This is a genomic window from Lentilactobacillus parafarraginis DSM 18390 = JCM 14109, assembly GCF_001435895.1.
GTDB classification, from domain to species: domain Bacteria; phylum Bacillota; class Bacilli; order Lactobacillales; family Lactobacillaceae; genus Lentilactobacillus; species Lentilactobacillus parafarraginis.
Map to the genome: position 1 here is coordinate 1 of NZ_AZFZ01000221.1, position 414 is coordinate 414.

Annotated in this window: 1 protein-coding gene; it reads left to right on the top strand. The window is 32.9% G+C overall.

Going from position 1 to position 414, the window contains the following annotated elements:
• The first annotated feature begins 18 nt into the window (after positions 1 to 18).
• Positions 19 to 321: a type II toxin-antitoxin system YafQ family toxin gene (locus FD47_RS14820; RefSeq protein WP_056980863.1), complete on the top strand. Its 303-nt coding sequence runs from the start codon at positions 19 to 21 to the stop codon at positions 319 to 321.
• Positions 322 to 414: the final 93 nt, after the last annotated feature.

Below are 414 nucleotides of genomic sequence, written 5' to 3' on the forward strand. Positions count from 1 at the left end.
TTTTCCTACATTTTACGGGTGCCTTTTACACAGACCAAATCTTTTGAACGTGAATTAAAAAAACTAGTCAAAAAACATTTCCCAATAACTGTCTTGAAGCCTTGTTTAGAAGCAATTGTTGAACAAGATGTACTTGTTTTGAAACAGATTAAAGATCATGCATTAAAAGGAAATTGGCGTGGCTATCGTGAATTTCACCCTGCCAGATATGGAAACTATGGTAAAAATTATGACAACTGGATTGTTATTTATCAGCTAGATCATGATGAATTGATTTTGTTATTGGTTGCAACTGGCTCCCATGAAATCTTGAATCAATAGCTATAGTTTAGGGACACTTATAAAAAAATAAATTAAAATAGCCCCCAATATCTATAATGTAGATGAAGTGAACCCCCATAGTTGGATGAAAAA